The 19,332-nt window shown below is 61.8% G+C and carries 17 protein-coding genes; 8 read left to right on the plus strand and 9 right to left on the minus strand.

The genetic code is table 11. The annotated features are described in order from the left end of the window. Positions 1-27 precede the first annotated feature (27 nt). The 9 genes from ACZ1HH_RS16785 to ACZ1HH_RS16825 all read right to left on the minus strand — a co-directional run bounded on the left by ACZ1HH_RS16785 (position 28) and on the right by ACZ1HH_RS16825 (position 11,045). Positions 28-1,602, minus strand: a complete 1,575-nt coding sequence (locus tag ACZ1HH_RS16785; RefSeq protein WP_472635434.1) for an ABC transporter substrate-binding protein — start codon at positions 1,600-1,602, stop codon at positions 28-30. A 109-nt stretch (positions 1,603-1,711) separates the two neighbouring features. After that, on the minus strand, positions 1,712-3,292 hold the full coding sequence (locus tag ACZ1HH_RS16790; protein WP_011536764.1) for an ABC transporter substrate-binding protein: 1,581 nt from the start codon (positions 3,290-3,292) through the stop codon (positions 1,712-1,714). 364 nt (positions 3,293-3,656) lie between these two features. Then, a complete protein-coding gene (locus ACZ1HH_RS16795; RefSeq protein ID WP_472635435.1) occupies positions 3,657-4,274 on the minus strand; it encodes a hypothetical protein in 618 nt (205 codons plus the stop codon). A 12-nt stretch (positions 4,275-4,286) separates the two neighbouring features. After that, positions 4,287-6,551, minus strand: a complete 2,265-nt coding sequence (locus ACZ1HH_RS16800; RefSeq protein WP_472635436.1) for a xanthine dehydrogenase family protein molybdopterin-binding subunit — start codon at positions 6,549-6,551, stop codon at positions 4,287-4,289. Between the two features lie 3 nt (positions 6,552-6,554). Continuing rightward, positions 6,555-7,013 (minus strand): (2Fe-2S)-binding protein, encoded by a 459-nt coding sequence (locus ACZ1HH_RS16805; protein ID WP_011536767.1) that lies wholly within the window; start codon positions 7,011-7,013, stop codon positions 6,555-6,557. A gap of 160 nt (positions 7,014-7,173) precedes the next feature. Next, positions 7,174-8,316: an N-acetylglucosamine-6-phosphate deacetylase gene (gene nagA, locus ACZ1HH_RS16810; protein WP_487320452.1), complete on the minus strand. Its 1,143-nt coding sequence runs from the start codon at positions 8,314-8,316 to the stop codon at positions 7,174-7,176. Continuing rightward, the gene (locus tag ACZ1HH_RS16815) at positions 8,313-9,341 is read right to left on the minus strand and encodes an SIS domain-containing protein (protein WP_472635438.1); all 1,029 of its coding nucleotides are present in this window, start codon (positions 9,339-9,341) and stop codon (positions 8,313-8,315) included. The genes nagA and ACZ1HH_RS16815 overlap by 4 nt, the downstream gene beginning before the upstream one ends. 74 nt (positions 9,342-9,415) lie before the next feature. Further along, on the minus strand, positions 9,416-10,171 hold the full coding sequence (locus ACZ1HH_RS16820; protein ID WP_472635439.1) for a GntR family transcriptional regulator: 756 nt from the start codon (positions 10,169-10,171) through the stop codon (positions 9,416-9,418). Continuing rightward, the gene (locus ACZ1HH_RS16825; RefSeq protein ID WP_472635440.1) at positions 10,158-11,045 is read right to left on the minus strand and encodes a glucosamine kinase nucleotide-binding domain-containing protein; all 888 of its coding nucleotides are present in this window, start codon (positions 11,043-11,045) and stop codon (positions 10,158-10,160) included. The genes ACZ1HH_RS16820 and ACZ1HH_RS16825 overlap by 14 nt, the downstream gene beginning before the upstream one ends. Before the next feature lie 190 nt (positions 11,046-11,235). Here ACZ1HH_RS16825 and ACZ1HH_RS16830 point away from each other — a divergent pair, with 190 nt between their 5' ends. The 8 genes from ACZ1HH_RS16830 to ACZ1HH_RS16865 all read left to right on the plus strand — a co-directional run bounded on the left by ACZ1HH_RS16830 (position 11,236) and on the right by ACZ1HH_RS16865 (position 19,265). After that, positions 11,236-12,141: an N-acetylmuramic acid 6-phosphate etherase gene (locus ACZ1HH_RS16830; protein WP_472635441.1), complete on the plus strand. Its 906-nt coding sequence runs from the start codon at positions 11,236-11,238 to the stop codon at positions 12,139-12,141. Between the two features lie 24 nt (positions 12,142-12,165). After that, positions 12,166-13,419, plus strand: a complete 1,254-nt coding sequence (locus tag ACZ1HH_RS16835; RefSeq protein ID WP_416369892.1) for an ABC transporter substrate-binding protein — start codon at positions 12,166-12,168, stop codon at positions 13,417-13,419. An 84-nt stretch (positions 13,420-13,503) separates the two neighbouring features. Then, a complete protein-coding gene (locus ACZ1HH_RS16840; RefSeq protein WP_472635442.1) occupies positions 13,504-14,418 on the plus strand; it encodes a carbohydrate ABC transporter permease in 915 nt (304 codons plus the stop codon). 12 nt (positions 14,419-14,430) lie between these two features. Further along, positions 14,431-15,270, plus strand: coding sequence for a carbohydrate ABC transporter permease (locus ACZ1HH_RS16845; protein WP_472635443.1), 840 nt, complete (start codon positions 14,431-14,433; stop codon positions 15,268-15,270). 79 nt (positions 15,271-15,349) lie between these two features. Then, positions 15,350-16,384 carry a Gfo/Idh/MocA family protein gene (locus tag ACZ1HH_RS16850; RefSeq protein ID WP_472635444.1) on the plus strand — a complete coding sequence of 345 codons (1,035 nt, stop codon included), beginning with the start codon at positions 15,350-15,352 and terminating at the stop codon, positions 16,382-16,384. After that, positions 16,381-17,376, plus strand: a complete 996-nt coding sequence (locus ACZ1HH_RS16855; RefSeq protein WP_011536777.1) for an ABC transporter ATP-binding protein — start codon at positions 16,381-16,383, stop codon at positions 17,374-17,376. The genes ACZ1HH_RS16850 and ACZ1HH_RS16855 overlap by 4 nt, the downstream gene beginning before the upstream one ends. Before the next feature lie 146 nt (positions 17,377-17,522). After that, positions 17,523-18,098, plus strand: coding sequence for a choline-binding transcriptional repressor BetI (gene betI, locus ACZ1HH_RS16860; protein WP_472635445.1), 576 nt, complete (start codon positions 17,523-17,525; stop codon positions 18,096-18,098). A 198-nt stretch (positions 18,099-18,296) separates the two neighbouring features. Beyond that, positions 18,297-19,265 (plus strand): Hint domain-containing protein, encoded by a 969-nt coding sequence (locus ACZ1HH_RS16865; protein WP_472635446.1) that lies wholly within the window; start codon positions 18,297-18,299, stop codon positions 19,263-19,265. Positions 19,266-19,332 lie beyond the last annotated feature (67 nt).

The raw sequence follows: 19,332 nt of genomic DNA on the forward strand, positions 1-19,332 counted from the left end.
AGCCCCCGTCTGCCTTGATGAGCGGCGTTATTTAACGGAGACCCAGCGCAGGATAAAGAAGTTATCTGGCCGTTGGGTCAAAGTGACGTTGCTGCGGGTCCCCCAGACCAGCGGTTGCACGTAGAGCGGCACATAGGCGGTCTCGTCCTGCAAGACCTGCGCCACCTCATCAAGCATCCCCTGCCGGGTCGAATCGTCGATCTCGGACTGGATCTTGGGCAACAGCGCGTCCACGCGTTCATTAGAATAGCCGCCAAAGTTCCAGGAACCGAGCTTCTTCTCCGTGTTCGGGGTCGCCGCCAGGAAGCGGATTGGATGCTCCGCATCAAAGGTGCCGGGCGACCAGCCCAGAAGATACATGTCAAAGTTCCCGGCCCGCAGTTCCGGCCAGTAGTTCTGCACCGGCATCGCATCCAAAGTCGCCTTGAGCCCCACCTGCGCCAGCATGGCCGTCACAGCCTGACAGACCGCCTCATCATTGAGGTAGCGGTTGTTGGGGCACTTCAGACCAAAGGAAAACCCGTCGGGATAGCCTGCCTCTGCCAGAAGCGTCTTGGCGGCCTCTGGGTCATAGGCCGTCTGGCCCGGCAGCGCCTCGGAGTAGCCGCGCATGGCGCTGCTCACCAGCTGGTTCACCGGCTCGGCGTTGCCACGCATGATGGTGCGCAGGATTGCAGGCACATTGACCGCATGGGCCACGGCCTTGCGCACGCGCGGGTCCCCAAAGGGGTTGTCTTCAGTCTCGGCAGAGTATTTCAACGCCTCCGCCTGATGGCCAAAGCCCAGAATGATGACGCGGGCCTCGATGCCCTGCACCACATTCACATCCGGGTTGCCCTGCAGGCGCTCGACGTCCTGAATTGGCACCGGATTGATCATGTCCACGTCCCCCGAGAGCAGCGCCGCAAGGGCGGTGGCCGGGTTCTGGATCGGAGTCATCTCGGCGCGGGTGATGTTGTGCTCGACCTCGCCCCACCAGCCTTCATAGGGCTCAAGCACGGTGCGCAGGCCAGGCTCGCGTGCGGTCACGCGGAACGCGCCGGTGCCATTGGCGTTGAGCGTGGCGTAGTTGCCGCTCTCCTTGTCGGGGCGGCTGGCGGCATTGGCCTCAGCCCAGCCGCTGTCCATGATCATCCAGTTGGCGATGCTGTCCGGAAAAATCGGGTTTGGAGAATTCGTCAGAAAATCAACGGTATAGTCATCGACCTTGACCACATCCGACACGGGCGCAAACCAGCTTGCGGTGTCGGATTCAGGGCTCGACGCCCGCTCATAGGAAAAGATCACATCCTCCGCATCAAAGGTGCTGCCGTCCTGAAACGTCACGCCTTCGCGCAGGAAGAACCGCCAGCCCTCGCCCTCGCCAATCGGCTCCCAGCCAGTGGCCAGCGCAGGCTCGATGCTCATGTCCTTGCCGCGCCGCACAAGACCTTCGTAGACGTTGTTCAAAAAGCCCAGAACGGGCGAGGAATTCACCGCATGGGGATCCATAGTCTGCGGGTCGGTGGTCACGGCCCAAGAGAACTCCTTGGCCACGGCGGAGGCTGGGAGCTGGGACACAAGGGCGGTTGCACAGGCAGCCGAGCATAACAGACGGAGCATCGGAACTTTTCCTTTCCTATCAATGCGCGTGTCGCCGGGATGCGTAAGCGCCCCGGCGACCTTGGCAAATCCTGCAGCACATTCCGAATGGCATGCGCTGCACACGAGATCAGTTCATCTTGAAGTATTTGACCTTCGGCTGATCCTCGGGATCAACAGCGATGTCGACCTTCTCGGACATGCCCCAGTTCAGCACCTGATGGTGGATCGGGATATAGAGTTGCTCGTCCTGAACCACACGCCAGATATCTGCGATGTCCTGGTTGCGCGCTTCAAGATCGGTGTTCGACGCCAGAGATTTGATCTTCGCGTCCAGCTCGTCATTGTCAAAGCCGGTGCCGTTCCAGGTGCCGATGTCGCTCTCACGACCATGCACGAGGAAGTTGAAGATATACTCGGAGTCGTATGTCGGCACGCCCCAACCCAGCATGTAGAAGTCGGTCTTGCCATCGGTGATCAGCGGGAAGTGCTGCGCCTTGGGTTTGGCGTCGAGGTTCACGGTGATCCCGATCTGACCCAGCATGCCCACGGCGGCCTGGCAAATCGGCTCGTCGTTGACGTAACGGTCGTTGGGGCAGTCCAGACGGATCGAGAAGCCATCCGCGTAGCCCGCTTCGGCCATCAGCGCCTTGGCGCCTTCGATGTCTGTCTTGGATTCCGAGTCCATCTCTTCGGTCCAGCCGTTGACAAACGGCGGCGCGATCATGCCTGCCGGCTGCGACTGGCCGCGCATAACGACCTTCTGGATTGCATCGCGGTTGATCGCCATCGACATCGCCTTGCGCACGCGCACATCAGCGAGCGGGTTCTTGCCATCAACGTTATCGGCTTCGATGTCATCGGCACCCATGTTCATGCCAAAGAAGATCACGCGGTTCTGCGGCGCCTTGCGCACCATCAGACCATCTGCACCGCTGACGCGGTCAAGATCCTGCACCGGCATGTCCTGAAGGAAGTCGATCTCACCCGACAAGAGCGCCGCCACGCGGGTCGCGGGGTTCTGGATCGGGGTGTAGACGATCTCGGTCACTTCGAGCGGGAACTGGTCCTTGCCCCAGTAGTTCTCGTTGAGCGTCATCACGGTTTTGACGTCCGGCTCGCGGCTTTGCAGCACATAGGGACCGGTGCCGTTGGCATTGGTGGTGGCATAGGTGATCTCGCCGCCCTCAAAATCCTGCACGTTCACGGTGTTGTTGGCCTCGGTCCAGCCCTTGTCCATGATGAACAGGTTGGTGAGGTTCGACGGCAGGATCGGGTTCGGACCATCGGTGACGATCTCGACGGTCAGATCATCAACAGCGCGCACCTCGGTGATGGAGCCAATAAGCTCCTTCATGTCGGAGTTGGCCTGCTTGGCGCGTTCAAAAGAAAACACCACATCCTCGGCGGTGAAATCCTCGCCGCCGTGGAACTTCACGCCCTCGCGCAGCTTGAACACCCAAACGTTGGGATCGCCTTCCTTGGGTGCCCATTCGGTCGCCAGTGCGGGTTCAAACGCGCCGGTCACGTCGCGGATGATGAGCGGCTCATACATCTGGTGACGGACGGTATGCGTGGGCCCTTCGTTCTGGGCATGCGGATCCAGCGTCAGCGCATCGCCAGAACGCGCCCAGCGCAGGGTTTCCGCGCTCAGCGGCGCCGCAGACGCCAGCAGCAGCGACGTCAGTGTCAGTACAGTCGTGGTCTTCATAGGACCTCCCCTAGTCTTTTCTCGATTCTTGGAACTGTTCGGCACATAGGCCGCCAGCCCGATGGCGGCAGTGTTGGCGAACACCCGGAGTTTGACAAGCCTACTCCGGGCAATCTTGGGAATAAATTTCACCCCAACACCCAGATTTGCTTACATATTATTATTCTCAGCGCAGCCCACCCAGAGCAATCCCATTTGCATGCGCAAATGCGAATGTTCAGATTGCCAACAGGGCTTGCGGATGCCCATGACAGCCCCCGACTGTGCCGCAGGGTGGCACCGAGCCACAAAGGGGGTTGCCATCCGCGTTTCCTCGTGTGGCGACCAGCGACGCCTCTCGAACCCGCTGCGACCTAATCCCTTGCTATTCCCCAGACGGACAGGGCTGGCCCGCTGCGCCCCAAAGCGCCATGTCATTGATGTGACCATCCAGACTGTAGGGCGCAGGCTCCCGCCCCGCACCCGGAGACCAGCCCCAGGCCACCGGCCCATTGAGGCTGGCGTCGTGTTCCAGATGCTCCACCATTCCTCGCCAGTCGCGCCCGCCGTTGCGCTCAGGGTCCTTGAGCTGTGCACAGATCTCGGCGCGGGATTTGCCGAACCATTCAAACTCCACCGGGGCCAATTGCCAGGCAATGCCAAAGCGCGGCGCGGCATGGGGAGCGGTGTTGAAATCATCCGACACCACATGACAGGTCTGGCAGGGCAGGAACTCCGCACCGATGCGGCTCTCGCCGGCGTTGATATTCATGCCATGTGGTTGCGGCGCACCATAGCTTGGCCCCGACCACATGGGGATATTGTCATCACCCACATGGCAATTGGCGCATCTGGGGTGGGTCACGACCTCATAGATCCGCTCAAACGCGGCCTGCCCTTCGCTACGGCTGATGCTGCCTTCCTCCGGCAGGATCACTGAGCCCTCTGCCAGAGCCGTCCCAGCGATCGAGGCGAGCGCCACAATGGCAAATCCTTTTTGCATGTCCGGCCCTCCTCAGACGAAATCGATATGTTTATTCAGCGGCAACTCGCGAATGCGCTGCCCGGTGGCGGCAAAGATCGCATTGGCAAGGGCCGGGGCCGCGGGCGGCACCCCGGGCTCACCGATGCCCCGGATACGACTGCCCGTGCTAAGGGCGCGGACCTCGATCTTGGGCGCCTGATAGAGCCGCATTCCCTCATAGGCGTGATAGTTGGTCTCCAGCGGCGCGTGATCCTCATAGGTGAGGGCGCAATTCATGGCGTGCCCCAGCCCAAAGATCACCCCACCAAAGACCTGCGCCTCAAGGTTGGTGGGATCCAGCACCTCGCCGACGTCCACTGCCACATGGACCCGATCGATACGGATACCCGCCTCCGTCTGGGTGACCTCGACGACTTGCGCACAGGGCACCCCGAAGGACATGCAAAAGCCCACACCGCGCCCGCGCCCCGCGCCAAGAGACGGACCATCCCAGCCTGACATCTCGCCCACGGCCTCCAGCACCCTGCGCGACGGGTCATGCAGACACAGGCGGATGCGTTCGGCCAGCGGGTCGGCCCCGGCGGCATGGATCAGCTCATCAAGAAAGCAATCGTGGTAGAACCCATTGCTCGACGCGCCCACCGAGCGCCAGGACGATACCGGCACCATACTGGGCGCGCGATAGCCGGTGACGCGGTAATCGGGAATATCAAAGGGCTGGTCGCAGGCCCCTGTGGTGATGGTCGCATCCGGCCCCGGCAGGCTCATCCCGCTCAGGCGACCAAACCATTCCGGGGCCATGGCCGACTGGCTCACCGAGAGATCAAAGGCCACCACCTTGCCTGCCACCACCTTGCCCCGCGCTGCCGCCACCGAAGCCGGGCGCGGATAGTCGTGGCTCATGTCCTCTTCGCGGCTCCAGGTGAGCTTCAGATGCCGCCCGGGCACGGCCAGCGCCAGCTCCACCGCCTGCTCCACATGGGTCATCTCAAGACGGTGCCCAAAGCTGCCCCCCATGGGCAACACATAGACCTTGACAGCCTCGGTCGAGACCCGGGCGATTTTTGCGGCGCGGTCCCGGACAAAGACCGGGATCTGCGTGCCGGTCCAGATCTCCACCTGCCCCTCACGCACGCGCACCACGGCATTCATCGGCTCCAGCGGCGCATGGGCCAGATACGGCACACGATAGCGGGCCTCGACGATGTCGCCTGTGGGGCCGTCTGCGCCCAGCGCGGCATCCACGTCGCCCTCGTTGCGTTGGCGATGATCATAGTGATCGGGATCGCCCAGCGCCTCTTCGAGCGCGGTAAAGATCCCCTCTGAGTTGCCGGGGTAGTCGGGCTTGCGCCATTCAATCTCAAGCGCCTCTGCGGCCTGAAAGGCCCGCCAGGTGTTGTTGGCAATCACGCCAATGCCGCTCGTCACCGGATGGATCTTCTCGACACCGCGCAGGGCCTCGGCTGCACTGGCATCATATCGGGCCACGCCCGCACCGACGGCGGGGTTGGCCCGCACGGTGGCATGCAGCATGTCCGGAAAAGCAAGATCGATGCCATAGACCTCGGTCCCGGTCGATTTGCGCAGAATATCAAGGCGCGGCAGATCGCGTTTGCCCAGATACCGCCACTCGGATGCTGGCCGCAAGGCGACATCCGTGATGGGATCGATCTCTGCGGCCTCTGCCGCAAGATCCGTATAGGCGATCTCGGTACCATTCGGCAGGATGACTGCGCCCTCACGGGTTTTCAGCGCCGCACGCGAGAGCCCCATGCGTCGGGCCGCCGCCTCTTTCAGGGTTTCACGCGCCGTGGCTCCGGCAAGGCGCATGCGCTCGAACCCATCGGGGACAGTGGAAGACCCCCCTGTGATCTGGATCGAGAACAGCTTTGCCGGCACCGCCATGAAATCGCGCAGCGTCTCGGCGACAAAGCCCTCCTGATAGGCTGGAACCGGTGCGCCCTCGCTCAGGACTGTGCCGTTGTAATAGGCCTGCCCCGGCATCCCCGGAGAGAGCGTCGCGGTGGCCGGGTCAATGTCGAGCTCCTCTGCGATCAGATAGGCCTGGATGGAATAGGCCCCCTGCCCCTTGTCGGCGCGCGGCGTGATCAGGGTGATGCCGGAAGCGTCGATCTTCACAAAGGGTGTAATCGCGGCCTCCCCCTCCTTCAGATCATCCAGCAACGGGTTTGGGATCGGCTTCTTTGCCATGTAAACGCCAAAGGCCACGCCCCCGGCAATCGCGGCAGAGCCAATCAGGAATGTACGACGGGCGATTGTTCCAGCTCGGCTCATGGCTCAGGCCTCGCTCAGCTTTTGCGCGGCGTCATGGATCGCAGCACGAATGCGGGGATAGGTGCCGCAGCGGCAGAGGTTTGCGGACATCACCGCGTCGATCTCTTCATCCGTAGGCGCTGGGTTCAGATCGAGCAGCGCCGCCGCTTGCATGATCTGGCCGGACTGGCAATAGCCGCATTGTGCCACCTGATGCGCCACCCAGGCCGCTTGCACCGCGTGCAGGCTCTCGGGCGTGCCGAGCCCCTCAATGGTGGTCACCTCTCCCTCGAGCGCCCCCACCGGCAATTGGCAGGAACGCACCGCCATTCCGTCTACATGGACCGTGCAGGCCCCGCATTGCGCGATACCACAGCCGTATTTCGGACCTTTGATATGCAGCTCATCCCGGAGAACCCACAAAAGGGGCATCTCGGGCTCGACATCGACCTCATATTCGGTCCCGTTCACGGTCAGCTTCATGATGGATCTCCGTGGCAGCCGTTTGATCCAAGTCTAAAGCAATCCGCGCAGAGGAAAACGCCAGAATGGCGCTGACCTGAGGGAACCCTCGCCGCGTCCTGAACGCTCAGGGCGCCGAATACCGCCATACCCGCGCGGTAGGCCGGTCAGCCCGTTGCGCTTAGGGCAGTACCGGCGCGGCGGCGCTGAGATCCGGCTTGATGCGGATCATATCCACCTGCTTCTGTCCCGGCTGCGTCAGATCCACCGACTTGCCGATCAGGGCGGCAGGCACGGATGTTGCCGCCCCTAGCCCCTCGGCGAGCGGCACATCGCATTGGCTGACCAGAACCCGCAGGGCCGTGGTCAGATCAAGATCCGCACCGGCCAAAGTCCCATCCGACAGGCACAGCCGTCCGTCACTACGCGTGATCCGGCGGCCTTCGAGCAGGAATTCGCGATCCTCGGTCCCGGCAACTGCCATCGCGTCCGAGACGAGGAACAGGTGCCCAGGCCCACGTCGCTTTGCCTGCCAGGCGGCGCGCAGGCTTGCAGGATGCACATGGATCCCATCCGCAATCACACCCGCCGAAAGCTCTGCGGTATCAAGCACCGCTCCGACCAGCCCCGGCGCCCGGTTGCCAAGCTGGCTCATGGCGTTGAACAGATGGGTGGCACAGCACGCACCAGCCCGCACATAGTCCACGCAGGTGTCAAAGGGCGCATCCGTGTGACCAAGCGATACCAGCACACCCGCTTCGACCATCCGCGTCACCTGCTCCGGGGTGACGCTTTCTGCCGCCACCGTGACCTTCAGCTTGGGCAAGCGTGCAGCCGCCGTGCAGATCGCAGCTAGGTCGCTGTCATCCATTGCGCGGATCAGGTTGGCGTCATGGGCGCCCTTGCGAGCAACCGACAGATGTGGACCTTCCAGATGCACCCCGCCAAACCCACGCACGCCGGCCTCATGCGCGGCAATCCCAGCCTCAAGTGTCGCACGGGTCTTTTCGGCGGTGTCGGTGATCAGCGTCGGCAGGATCGTGGTGGCACCCAGGCTGCGATGCGCCGCGCAGATCTTGCGAATGGTCTCGACATTGGGCGCATCGCCCAGCATCACCCCCCCGCCGCCGTTGACTTGCAGGTCGACATAGCCGGGCGACAGAAGGTCCCCACCTAGGTCAATCACCTCCCCCTGCTCTTGCAGCTCCGCCACCGGGGCAAGCGCCACAAGCGCGCCCTCGCGAAACTGCGCGCCAAAGCCTTGCAGCACGTGCTTGCCATCAAAGATCGGCCCGCCGAGGTAGGTCGTAAGGGGATGCATCATACGGTTTCCGTCACCTTGTTCAGATGCCGCGGCGCATCCGGGTTCACACCGCGGCGGGCCGCGACGGCTTCGACCATGCCATAGAACGATACGATCGAGGCAATCGGATCGGTGATCCAGTGGTCCGTGCGCACATGCGGCAGCACCTCTGCGCCCTTGGCCTTGTGGGTGGTGGCGAAGACCCGCGCACCCTTGTCCCCCAGTGCGGCAACCATCTCGCCCACGCTCTCTTCGGCGGCGTCGGCGGCGGCAAAGGCGATCACCGGAAAGTTCTCACCCACAATCGACACCGGGCCATGCAACACTTCTGCCGCCGAGTAGCTCTCGGCGTGGATCTGGCAGGTTTCCTTGAACTTCAGCGCCGCCTCATTCGAGATCGCCCAGCTTGGGCCGCGCCCGAGCGTGTAGAGCGACTGACCGTCGATGGCCTCAATGGCCGCACTCCAGTCGCAATCCTTGGCCTTGGCCAGATGTCCCGGCAGGCGCAGGATCGCCTCGAGGAGGGCGGCGTCCTGTTTGACCTCTGCCAAGACCCAGAGCCCCGCCACCAGTGACGTGACAAAGGTCTTGGTGGCCGCAACACTCAGCTCAGGCCCGGCATGGATCGGCAGAACCGCTGCAGCCGTTTCCGCCAGGGGTGATCCAGCGTCATTGGTGATCGCCACCGTATAGGCCCCCTTGTCGCGAAACGCCGAGGTCAGCTGCACGATGTCGGGGCTTTTGCCCGACTGCGACACAGAGATGCTCAGCGCGCCTTTGCAATGGAGGTCAACGCCATAGATGGATTTCACCGAGGGCCCCACCGAGGCCATCGGCAGACCCAGAAGCAACTCGCTGGCATATTTCAGATAGGCCGACGCATGATCCGAAGACCCCCGCGCCACCGACAAGAGATAGCTTGGCTGCAGGTCGCGAATATCGGCCGCGGTGGCCGCAACCGCGCCGGCACCTTCGGTGAGGAGACGCTCGACCGCGTCCGGGATCTCGTTGATTTCTCGACGCATCTGCGTTTGAGGGGCGTTCATGGTTCAATACCTTTCACTGAGCAGATCAGTTGTTGAGGGTAGATGTGAAACCGCGGGCACAGTGCTCAGGGCGATCAGCCCGATAGCTGCAACTCCGCGACAAAGTCATAGGCGTCGCCGCGATACAGCGAGCGCGTCAGCTCCGCGACGCGACCGTCTTCGAGAAAGGACACCCGCTGGATGCGCAGCCCGGCAGTGCCTTCGGCCACGTTCAAGAGTTTGGCGTCATTCGAATCCAGATTGAGCGCAGAGATCTTTTGCACCGCCCGCACCGGGCGATGCCCGATCTGGCCAAGCGTTGCATAGAGCGAAGACGTCACCTCGAGCGGATTGGGCAGAATACTGAGCGGCAGCGCTGCCCGTTCCAGCGCCATCGGCTGCCCGCCCGCCTCACGCAGACGGTAGATCCGCGCCACAGACTCCTCAGCGCCGAGACCCAGCACGGAGATCTCTTCTTCGGTGGGCATAAAAACCCCCCGCTCCAGCCATTTCGACGTGGTCTCCATCCCGCGTTCCTGCATGTCCTCGGTAAAGGACGTCAGATGGCGCAGGGATTGTTCGACCCGGGCCGTGCTCTCACGCACAAAAGAGCCAGATCCCTGCCGCTGCTCGATCGCGCCTTGCTGCACCAGTTCCTGCATCGCCTTGCGCACGGTGACGCGCGACATATCGGTGATCTCGGCAATCTCGCGCTCTGGCGGCAAAGAGCTGTTGGGCGGCAGAACACCGGACTGGATCGCATCCTCAAGGCGGCGGCGCAGCTGGACATAGCGCGGCCCCGCGCCCTGATCGAACCAGCTTTCAGGCTTCAGGAACTCAGTGATCGTCATCTCGGACCTCCCGGGCAAAGTCATGGGCGAGCGCGATCGCCCCATCGAGCGGCGTGCCGCGTGGCGCAATGCAGGCCTCTTGCATCGCTGGGGGCAGATAGGCGCGAAACTGCGGCGCAATGCCGCCGGTCAGACACAGCGGCAACCCCGCCTTCCAGCCCATCTTGTGCAATGTGATGGCAATCTCATGGGCGGCATCGGTCAGGATCTCGACCGCCAGCGGGTCGCCCATGGCGGCAAAGGCTGTCACATCCGGGGCCACCCGGCCAAAATCCGCAGGCCGCGCCGTGACCGCAAAGGCGACAATTTCAGCCGATCCGCCAAACCGCGCCAGAAGATGCGCCCCCAGTTCGGAAACCTCTCGCAGCTGATCGACCTCCTCGAGGGTACAGGCGAGCGCACGTCGCCCGACCCATTGCGCCGAAGCCGGATCGCCCAGCACCGACCCCCAACCGCCCGCGAATCGAGAGCGCCCGTCGATTTGCGCCGCAAAAAACGACCCGGTGCCGCAATGCGCGATCAGCCCGTCCGCTCCGCCAAGGGCACCCGCAAGCGCCGTGGGGCGATCATCGGTCACGCGCACCCGCTCAAAAGGAAGTGCCTCGGCAAACCGCCCGGCGATCTCGGGTCCCGTCACCCCAGCAATCCCGATATAAATCGGGCACATGGCCAGCACCTCGACCGGCGCGCCACTCTTGACCGCAAGCTGCTCCAGCCCGTCACGCACCTGCGCCACGGCCCCCGCCATATCGGTGGAAATATTCGCCGACCCCGTCTCTACCGCGATGACAGAATGACCATCGCAGAGCGCCAGTCGGCACCGCGTGCCGCCGCCATCAAGAGCCAGAACAGAGGTTTTCAATGCATCCGTCATGAAAATACCATTACGATACCAAAACGGTTTTTGGAAGATAGAAACAGGACCAACTGCACAAGAAATACCGGCAAAATCGTTGAAACCGGCGATTTCAAAGGTAAAATTAAGATACCAAGGCGTACCAAAACGTAATGGTGGACAAAAGGTATCAAATGGGTATTGTTGGTGCAAACCTGGAGGGAATCACGTGTCGACCGCTGCCACGGAACAATTGCACAACCAAGCCGAGGGCCTCGACGCCCGCCCCCTGCACGAGGTGGCAGAGATCCTGGCCGAGGCCCAGCAAGAGGCCTCAGGCGCGGCGCGCGCGGCGACAGATCCCATCTGCTCAGGCGCAACAGCCATGGCGCAGGCCATCCGGGCGGGCGGTACGCTCCACTATGCAGCAGCTGGCTCGTCGGGCCTCATGGCCGCTGCCGACGCTCTGGAGCTCGGAGGGACATTCTCCATCCCGGCAGAACAGCTGCGCATCCACATGGCAGGTGGCATGCCCACCGGTGTAGAGATGCCCGGTGGCACCGAGGATGAGACCGCAGACCTCGAACGCGCGCTGTCCAGCATCGGCCCCAACGATGTGCTGATCGGCGTCTCCGCCAGCGGCACCACACCCTATACGGTTGCGGGAGCCGAACGCGCCAAGGCGCAGGGCGCCTGCGTCATCGGGATCGCGAACAACCCCAATTCTGCACTGCTGGACATCGCCGATCACGCGATCCTTCTGCCGACCCCGCCCGAAGTCGTCTCGGGGTCTACCCGCATGGGGGCAGGCACTGCGCAGAAAATCGCGCTCAATATGCTGTCGACGCTGATGGCGATTGATCTCGGCCATGTCCACGACGGCATGATGATCAACTTGCGCGCCGACAACATCAAACTTCGCATCCGCGCCCGCCAGATCGTGACCCGGATCACCGGTGCCGACGAAGACACCGCCACTGCGGCCATCGAGGCCGCAAACGGCAACGTAAAAAGCGCCATCCTGATTGCGGCGGGCGCATCCGACCTCGCAGACGCCAACGCGCGCCTGGAGACAACTGGTGGCAAGCTGCGCCCGGCGCTCCTGTCGCTCAACACACAAGAAAAACAACAATAATTCATTCCAATAGGAGGAAGACCGATGAAAAGTAAGTTTATGATGGCCGCGCTGACGGGCACTGCCCTGGTGGCCACTTCCGCACTGGCCGAGGATGTCACCCTCACCGTGGAAAGCTGGCGCAATGACGACCTGACGCTCTGGCAGGACAAGATCATCCCCGCATTCGAAGCCGCAAACCCCGGCATCAAGGTGAAATTCACCCCCAGCGCGCCGACCGAATACAACGCGGTCCTGAACTCCAAGCTGGACGCAGGCTCTGCTGGTGATCTGATCACCTGCCGCCCGTTTGACGCCTCGCTTGCGCTCTATGAGGCGGGCCACCTCGCCGCGCTGGATGATATGGACGCGATGAGCAACTTCTCTGACGTCGCCAAATCCGCATGGCAGACCGACGATGGCTCCGCGAGCTTCTGTGTGCCGATGGCCTCCGTGATCCACGGCTTCATCTACAACAAAGAGGCCTTCGAAGAGCTCGGCCTTGAGGTTCCGACCACCGAAGACGAATTCTTTGCCGCGCTTGAGACCATCAAGGAAGACGGCAACTATATCCCGATGGCGATGGGCACCAACGACCAGTGGGAAGCCGCCACCATGGGCTATAACAACATCGGCCCGAACTACTGGAAAGGCGAAGAAGGCCGTCGCGCCCTGATCGCGGGCGAGCAGAAGCTCACCGACGAACAATGGGTTGCCCCCTATGCGACCCTCGCCAAATGGGCGGATTATCTGGGCGACGGCTATGAGGCGCAGACCTATCCTGACAGCCAGAACCTCTTCACGCTGGGCCGCGCGGCGATCTATCCCGCGGGCAGCTGGGAAATTTCTGGCTTCAACGCACAGGCAGATTTTGAAATGGGCGCCTTCAAGGCTCCGGTCAAATCTGCAGGCGACACCTGCTATATCTCGGACCACACCGACATCGGTATTGGCATGAACGCCTCCACCGAGCACCCCGAAGCCGCCAAGGCCTTCCTCGCCTGGGTCGCATCGCCCGAGTTCGCGGACATCTTCGGCAACGCTCTGCCCGGCTTCTTCCCGCTCTCCAATGCGCCGGTCGAGCTCGAAGATCCGCTGGCCAAGGAATTTGTAAGCTGGCGTGGCGAGTGCGAGAGCACCATCCGCTCCACCTACCAGATCCTGTCGCGCGGCACGCCGAACCTCGAAAACGAGACCTGGGGCGCATCCGTTGCCGCAATCAAAGGCACCGAAACGCCCGAAGCTCTGGGCGAAAAGCTCCAGTCGGGTCTCGCAACCTGGTACGAACCGCAACAGTAAGTCCCCGAAAAGACAAGCAAACCACTGTTGTAACATCCCCGGACGCGCCACTCCGCGCGTCCGGGAACTGGACCGGAGGTTCCCATGCAAAAGCCCCGCATCCGCTGGCATATCGCCATTTTTCTGGCCCCTGCCGTGCTGATCTACACCTCGGTTATGATCTTCCCCCTCTTCAACACGCTGCGCCTCGCTCTCTTTCAGGAGATCGATCAGGAGCGCGTCTATGTGGGGCTGGAGAATTTCCGCACGCTGTTCTTTGACCCGATCTGGTCAGAGCAATTCTGGAACGCGCTGGGAAACAACTTCTGGTTCTTCCTAATTCACATGCTGGTGCAAAATCCCATCGGGATCGCCCTTGCGGCCCTCCTGAGCCATCCGCGCCTGCGCTTTGCGGCACTCTATCGCTCCGCGATCTTCATCCCGACGATCCTGAGCTTTGTGATCGTGGGTTTTGCGTGGAAGCTCATCCTGTCGCCCATCTGGGGCATCGCGCCTTCTATGCTGGATGCGGTCGGTCTGAAATCGCTCTTTGCGCCCTGGCTTGGCAAGGAAGAATACGCCCTCACCACACTGGCGCTGATCTCCGTGTGGCAATTCGTCGGCATCCCGATGATGCTGATCTATGCCGCACTGCTGTCGATCCCCGAAGAAATGCTCGAGGCAGGCGAGATTGACGGCGTCACCGGCATGGCCGCTTTCTGGAAGATCAAACTACCGCTGATCCTGCCCTCTATCGGGATCATCTCGATCCTGACTTTTGTGGGCAATTTCAACGCCTTCGACCTGATCTACGCCTCCCAAGGCGCGCTGGCGGGGCCTGATTTCTCCACCGACATCCTGGGCACATTCATGTATCGGACGTTCTTTGGCTTCCAGCTGCAACTTGGCGATCCGCATATGGGGTCCGCGATTGCAGGGGCGATGTTTGCGATCATCCTTGTGGGCGTCTGTCTTTATCTCTTCGGCATCCAGACCCGGATGCGCCGCTACCAGCTCTGACGGGAGGCACTCATGAGTTCTGCACGCTCCAACCCGATCAACACGGCTGCAATGCATGGCGCGCTGATCATCTACACCTTGATTGCGCTGTTTCCGGTCTTTGTGATCCTGATCAACAGCTTCAAGACCCGCAAAAAGATCTTCCGCGAACCGCTGGCCCTGCCGGATGCGGACAGCTTCTCCCTCGTGGGCTATCAGACGGTGATGAAACAGGGGGATTTCTTCCTCTACTTTCAGAACTCCTTCATCGTCACCGTCGGCTCGCTCACGCTGATCCTGCTGTTTGGGGCCATGGCGGCCTTTGCGCTCAGCGAATATCGTTTTCGCGGCAATATGCTGATGGGGCTCTATCTCGCGCTCGGGATCATGATCCCGATCCGCATCGGCACCGTGGCGATCCTTGAAATGATGGTGTCGACGGGGCTGGTGAACACGCTCTGGGCGCTGATCCTCGTCTACACGGCCCAAGGCCTGCCGCTCGCGGTCTTCATCCTGAGTGAATTCATGCGACAGGTGAGTGATGACCTGAAAAACGCCGGTCGCATCGACGGGCTCAGTGAATTCACCATCTTCTTCAAGCTGGTCCTGCCCTTGGTGCGCCCTGCATTGTCCACCGTCGCGGTCTTCAACATGATCCCGATCTGGAACGATCTGTGGTTCCCGCTGATCCTCGCCCCCGCCGAGGAAACCAAGACGCTGACGCTTGGCAGTCAGGTGTTCATCGGCCAGTTCGTGACCGACTGGAACGCGGTTCTGTCGGCGCTGTCGATGGCGATCCTGCCGGTGCTGATCCTCTATGTGATCTTCTCCCGCCAGCTCATTCGCGGCATCACGTCGGGTGCGGTGAAATGATGGTTTCTCGTCTCACCACAGAAGGGCAGTGCCCGACCGCGGAAGGGCGTAAAGGCTCAAACCGCAAAGGAGCCACATCATGACCCGTGTTCTGATCGCTGGCCTCGGCAATATGGGCCTTTCCCACGCGCTCGCGCATCACAAACAGGACGGCGCCGAGATTGTCGGCCTCGTCAATCGCTCAGGTCAGGTCGACCACCCCGACCTTCAGGGCTATCCGGTCTTCACCGACTTTCACGCGGCCCTCGAGGACACAAAACCGGATCTGGTGGTCGTCGCCACCTACTCCGACAGCCACGCCGACTATGCCGTGGCCGCGATGGAGGCCGACGCGCACGTGTTTGTCGAAAAACCCCTCGCCACCACGGTCGAGGACGCCCGCCGGGTCGTCGCAACCGCCAAGGCCAAGAACCGCAAACTGGTCGTGGGCTATATCCTGCGCCACCACCCCTCGTGGGTGCGGCTCATTGAGGAATCCCGCGCACTTGGCGGCCCGTATGTGTTCCGCATGAACCTCAACCAGCAAAGCAAGGGCGCGGAGTGGGAAACTCACAAGGCACTGATGCAGACCACCGCGCCCATCGTCGATTGCGGCGTGCATTACATGGATGTCTGGTGCCAGATCACCGATGCAAATCCCGTTCAGGTCAACGCCATGGGCCTGCGGCTCTCGGACGAGATCGCGCCCGATATGTATAACTACGGCCAGTTTCAGGTCACATTCGATGATGGCTCTGTCGGCTGGTACGAGGCGGGCTGGGGGCCGATGATGTCGGAGACCGCCTTCTTCGTCAAAGATGTGATCTCCCCCAAAGGCTCAGTCTCAATCACCGAAGCCGACAAGTCCGGCTCTTCGGATGTGGACGGCCATACCCGCGTCGGCGGGCTGCTCGTACACCGTCCCGAGGGCGACCAGCTGATCGACCTGCCCGATGAACCCGGCCACCAGGCGCTCTGTGACGCCGAACAGGCCTATATGCTGCGCGCCATCCGTGAGGATCTCGACCTCTCCCGCCACGCGCAGGACGCCGTGCAGTCGCTGGCGATCTGCCTGGCCGCCGATGAAAGCGTCCGCAGCGGCGCCCCTGTCAAACTCAATGAGGTAACGCCATGACCGCGCTGACCCTGACCAATGTGAACAAATCCTTCGGCAATGTGCATGTCCTCAAGGACATCAACATCGAGGTCGATGAGGGCGAGTTCGTCGTCTTTGTCGGCCCCTCGGGCTGTGGCAAATCCACCCTCCTGCGCACCATCGCGGGACTTGAGGATGTGACCTCGGGCGAGGTGTGCATCGCGGGCGAGGTGGTCAACCAGACCCCGCCCTCCAAACGCGGCATCGCCATGGTGTTTCAGTCTTACGCGCTCTATCCGCACCTCAACGTGCGCAACAACATGTCGCTGGCGCTGAAACAGGCCAAGGAAAGCAAGGAAACCATCGAGGAACGCGTGGCCGAAGCCAGCCGCATGCTGAGCCTGGGCGATTACCTCGACCGCTTCCCGTCGGAACTCTCGGGCGGTCAGCGCCAGCGGGTTGCCATTGGCCGCGCCATTGTGCGCCACCCCAAGCTGTTCCTCTTTGATGAGCCGCTTTCAAACCTCGACGCGGCCCTGCGTATGAACACGCGGCTGGAGATCGCCAATCTCCACGAACAACTGGGCGCAACGATGATCTACGTCACCCACGACCAGACCGAGGCGATGACCCTTGCGGATAAAATCGTGGTGCTGCGCGATGGCCGTGTCGAACAGATCGGCTCTCCGATGGAGCTTTATAACAACCCGGCCAATCAGTTTGTGGCGGGCTTCCTTGGCTCTCCGGCGATGAACTTCCTGCCCGCTGCCCTGCTCGAAGATGGCAACCCCAACACGCTTGGCGTACGTCCCGAAGATCTCCGGTTGGATGACGCCGGCCTCCTCGAGGTGACGTCAAAGCATGTTGAACACCTCGGCGGTGACACCAATGTCATCGCGGATTGCCACGGCCACCAGATCACCCTGCGGCTCTTTGGGCAGCATGCCATCCGCACGGGCCAGGGCCTGCGCCTGAGCATCGCCGAAGGCAAATCCTACGTCTTTGACCCAAGCGGCGCGCGCCTCAGCTGACCCACAGGCGCGGCGCGGACCGCGCGGCCTTGTGGCCATGCGACCTCCTGCCTCACGGCAACCTTCGTACCAAGGGCGCGACAGCGGCCTTGACCCGTTGCGGCGCGCTTGTCATGTCCAAGAGGCACCAGACGCAGGAGACAGCCATGCCCAAACTTGGAATGGAGCCCAAGCGCCGCGCCGCCTTGGTCTCTGCGGTGATCGACGAGATCGGTGAGACCCGCTCGATCGATGTGACCGTGGCCAAGATCGCCCGCCGCGCGGGCATGAGCAGCGGCCTTGCGCATCACTACTTTGGCAGCAAGGAGCAGATGCTAATTGCCGCCATGCGCTTCATTCTGGCGGAGTTTTCCGCCGATGTGCGCGCCGAGCTTGCCAAGGCCAAAGACCCCCGCGGCCGGCTCGAGGCGATCATCCGCGCCAATTTTGCCGCTCATGTGTTTGACCGGCGCAAGATGTCGGCCTGGCTCAGTTTCTATGCGCTGGCGCAATCCAACCCGCAGGCCGCACATTTGATGAAACTTTATCAAAGACGGCTGCACAGCAATCTGATGTATGACTTGCGCGCCCTGACGCCCGATGCCTCTGCGGTTGCGACCAAGCTTGCCGCCCTGATCGACGGCGTCTATCTGCGTGCCGCGCTCAATGTGATGGGGGATCGAAAAGAGGCCGCACAACAGGTCTCTGAGGCGCTCGAGAGCTTTCTGAACGCCAAAGATTGACTCCGCAGAGGAGCCAATCTCGCCTGTGCATCGCGACCACACCCTACAACAAACCCACCCCTGCCCGCTGGACAACACGGTTAATTTTTGTCGTTTTATCGCTAAATCTGTGCCACAATTTTGAAAATAATAAAACTGGGCATGGGTTGAGGCGACCTACCGCAGTGGATCAGGTCGCTCTACACGAGGTGAGAGTAAGTGGCGCAGTATACGGTTACAGCGTTCAGGTGGTCAGGAACTGGGTATAACGCCCAGTACAATACATCCTACACAGCGGTCATCACCGATGACGACGCTTATCTGAACGGCAATGGCGATAGCAACGAAACCGTCAGCATTGACGGCGGGCCCTCCTATGTGACCAACGGGGCTCCGTATGACATTAATGTCTCCTTTACCGACACCAGCGGCACTCCTCATGTGGAGACCTTCTATTTTTTCAATGTGAACAATAGCTGGTATTTCATCCCCGGGCCGGGATCGGCCTTTACCGAGGGGGCGACGCTCGGCAGCTATCAGAGCCACACCACCGCGCCGACACTCTACAGCACGATCACCTGCTTTGTTCGCGGCACCCTGATCGAGACGCAAAACGGCCTGATGCCGGTCGAGATGCTGCGCCCGGGCACCATGGTGCGCACCAGCGACGGCAGCTTCAAACCGCTGCGCCTGCCCATGAGTCGCAAGATCCGGCCAGCAGAGCTGCGCGCCAATCCCAAGCTCGCTCCGGTGCGGATCGTGGCGGGTGCCTTGGGCAACGGCCTGCCAAAACGCGATCTTCTCGTTTCGCGCCAGCATCGCATGCTGGTGTCTTCGAAAATCTGCGAACGCATGTTTGGCCAGACCAATGTACTTTTGGCGGCGCACCAGCTCACCGTCTTGCCGGGGATCTTTGAAGATAACACACAAGAGGATGTGGAATATTTCCACCTTGTCTTTGATCGCCACGAGGTGATCTTTGCCGAAGGCGCGCCGACCGAGAGTTTCTTTCCCGGCCCCGAGGCGATCAAGGCAATGCCTGCCGAAGCGCGCGCGGAAATCCTGGCGATCTTTCCGCAGATCCAGACCTGGGGTTTTGTCCCTGAGCCCGCGTTTCAGATCCCAACGGGCAAGTTGCAGCGCAAGCTGGTGGCGCGTCATCTCAAGAACAATCGCCCGCTGCTCTGAGCCCGGCGCCGCCACCAAAAAGCCCCCGCCAATTGGGCGAGGGCTTTAAATTTCTTATTCATTTTCA

The organism is Epibacterium sp. HA2-3 (genome assembly GCF_055693725.2).

What these genes read in the sequence shown, in the direction of transcription:
- ACZ1HH_RS16845 (WP_472635443.1), top strand. Translation starts at nt 14,431, where the DNA reads ATGAGTTCTGCACGCTCCAACCCGATCAACACGGCTGCAATGCATGGC.
- ACZ1HH_RS16790 (WP_011536764.1), bottom strand. Translation starts at nt 3,292, where the DNA reads ATGAAGACCACGACTGTACTGACACTGACGTCGCTGCTGCTGGCGTCT.
- ACZ1HH_RS16835 (WP_416369892.1), top strand. Translation starts at nt 12,166, where the DNA reads ATGAAAAGTAAGTTTATGATGGCCGCGCTGACGGGCACTGCCCTGGTG.
- ACZ1HH_RS16815 (WP_472635438.1), bottom strand. Translation starts at nt 9,341, where the DNA reads ATGAACGCCCCTCAAACGCAGATGCGTCGAGAAATCAACGAGATCCCG.
- ACZ1HH_RS16820 (WP_472635439.1), bottom strand. Translation starts at nt 10,171, where the DNA reads ATGACGATCACTGAGTTCCTGAAGCCTGAAAGCTGGTTCGATCAGGGC.
- ACZ1HH_RS16785 (WP_472635434.1), bottom strand. Translation starts at nt 1,602, where the DNA reads ATGCTCCGTCTGTTATGCTCGGCTGCCTGTGCAACCGCCCTTGTGTCC.
- betI (WP_472635445.1), top strand. Translation starts at nt 17,523, where the DNA reads ATGCCCAAACTTGGAATGGAGCCCAAGCGCCGCGCCGCCTTGGTCTCT.
- ACZ1HH_RS16855 (WP_011536777.1), top strand. Translation starts at nt 16,381, where the DNA reads ATGACCGCGCTGACCCTGACCAATGTGAACAAATCCTTCGGCAATGTG.
- ACZ1HH_RS16850 (WP_472635444.1), top strand. Translation starts at nt 15,350, where the DNA reads ATGACCCGTGTTCTGATCGCTGGCCTCGGCAATATGGGCCTTTCCCAC.
- ACZ1HH_RS16825 (WP_472635440.1), bottom strand. Translation starts at nt 11,045, where the DNA reads ATGACGGATGCATTGAAAACCTCTGTTCTGGCTCTTGATGGCGGCGGC.
- ACZ1HH_RS16800 (WP_472635436.1), bottom strand. Translation starts at nt 6,551, where the DNA reads ATGAGCCGAGCTGGAACAATCGCCCGTCGTACATTCCTGATTGGCTCT.
- nagA (WP_487320452.1), bottom strand. Translation starts at nt 8,316, where the DNA reads ATGATGCATCCCCTTACGACCTACCTCGGCGGGCCGATCTTTGATGGC.
- ACZ1HH_RS16840 (WP_472635442.1), top strand. Translation starts at nt 13,504, where the DNA reads ATGCAAAAGCCCCGCATCCGCTGGCATATCGCCATTTTTCTGGCCCCT.
- ACZ1HH_RS16795 (WP_472635435.1), bottom strand. Translation starts at nt 4,274, where the DNA reads ATGCAAAAAGGATTTGCCATTGTGGCGCTCGCCTCGATCGCTGGGACG.
- ACZ1HH_RS16805 (WP_011536767.1), bottom strand. Translation starts at nt 7,013, where the DNA reads ATGAAGCTGACCGTGAACGGGACCGAATATGAGGTCGATGTCGAGCCC.